Origin of the sequence: Xanthomonas sp. SHU 166 (genome assembly GCF_000364685.1) — a bacterium.
Taxonomy (GTDB): Bacteria; Pseudomonadota; Gammaproteobacteria; order Xanthomonadales; family Xanthomonadaceae; genus Xanthomonas_A; species Xanthomonas_A sontii.
Genome location: NZ_AQOJ01000326.1, coordinates 1 through 510, shown reverse-complemented (window position 1 = coordinate 510; position 510 = coordinate 1). Strand labels below are relative to the sequence as shown.

2 pseudogenes are annotated in these 510 nt (G+C 73.7%); both read right to left on the bottom strand.

Annotation, left to right across the window (positions count from 1 at the left end):
- Window positions 1-291: pseudogene (locus D180_RS09865) on the bottom strand (DUF58 domain-containing protein); the annotation flags it as partial.
- Between the two features lie 5 nt (window positions 292-296).
- A pseudogene (locus tag D180_RS09860) lies at window positions 297-510 on the bottom strand (ATPase); the annotation flags it as partial.

The window sequence follows — 510 nt, the reverse complement described above, 5'->3', positions numbered from 1 at the left end:
TGGCTCGGCCGACAGCGCCTCCAGCCGCAGCCCGGACAACTGCAGGTGCGCGACGATGGCGCTGGCCATTGCCGCCGCGCCGAGCAGCATCGCCAGCAGCAGCGCCGGGTTGTTGTTGTAGTTCAGCGCGCCGAGCAGCATCGCCGCCAGCAGCAGCGCCAGGAAGCCGCCGAACGGCGTGGGCAGGATGTAGATGCGGCGCCGGTCCAACTGCACCGGCAGCGCTTCCGGCGCGCGCGGCGCGGCCAACTGCGCCAGTCGCTGCCGCCAGTCGCGCCGCCCGCCCGGCATCGGTGTCAGTCCACCGCGACGCTGTGCAGGATCGCCTTGGCCAGGGTCTGGCCGGACGCCGATTCCTGTTCGGCCACCAGGCGATGCTCGGCCACGGCCACGAACAGCGCCTGCACGTCCTCGGGCAGCACGTGGCCGCGGCCGAGCAGCAGCGCATGTGCCTTGGCCGCGCGCAGCAGGGCGATGCCGGCACGCGGCGACAGGCCCACGCGTACGCCG